The sequence below is a fragment of the Haloferax sp. s1 genome, from assembly GCF_058382125.1.
Map to the genome: position 1 here is coordinate 1 of NZ_JBZRPK010000073.1, position 879 is coordinate 879.

Consider the following 879-nt stretch of genomic DNA (forward strand, 5'->3'; position numbering starts at 1 on the left):
GGGCAAACACGAGGAGCGAGACGCCCCAGTGGCCGAATCGGAACATTTGCTTCGACCTCGCGGGTGCGTCGAACAAAACCTTTCGGCTGCGGGGTCGCTTTCGGAGTGAGCCTTTCAGACCGGAGCAATCGTTATCCCCGATGGCCGCGACTTCCGCCGCATGAGCCAGCACCTCTCCGACTTCCTCTCGGGGCTGTCGGCGGCGGAGGCGACACTCTTCGTCTTAATCGTCTCCGTCGGCGGCGCATTCGTCATGGAGGCGGTCGTCCTCCGCCTCTTGTTTCGGTACACGAGACGAACGGAGACGTCGCTCGACAACATCGTCGTCAAAGAACTCCGGTGGCCCATCGTCATCACCATCTCGTTGACCGGCATCTATCTGTTTGCGCAGACTCCGGCGGTCGCCGAAGCTCTCGTCGTCGATTCGGCGGTACTCCACACGTTCTTCGGTCGGCCGTCTGTGTCTCTCGGCATCATCGTCTGGGCGTGGGCGCTCAACCGCCTCGTCAATCGACTTGTCGAGGCGGTCAAGGACAAAGGCCACCAGTACGATTTCGCACCCGTCTTTTCGAACGTCTGGACAATCGTCGTCTCCGTCGGCACCATCGGCATGCTCCTGTATCTCTGGGGAATCGAAATCACCCCGCTGTTCGCGGGGGCTGGCATCGCCGGTATCGCGGTCGGGTTCGCCGCCAAGGACACCGTCGCCAACTACTTCGGTGGAATCGCGCTCTACTTCGACGACACGTACAAAATCGGTGACTACGTCGTCCTCGACTCCGGTGAGGCGGGGACGGTGGTCAAAGTCGGGATTCGCTCGACGACGCTTCTCACCCGTGACGACCTCCTCGTCACGGTTCCGAACTCGGTGCTCAACGC

At 61.4% G+C, this 879-nt stretch carries 1 protein-coding gene; it reads left to right on the forward strand.

Annotation, left to right across the window (positions count from 1 at the left end):
- Positions 1 to 160: 160 nt before the first annotated feature.
- Positions 161 to 879: mechanosensitive ion channel family protein (locus QT222_RS00475; protein WP_491475945.1), on the forward strand; the 719-nt coding region annotated here is incomplete at its 3' end.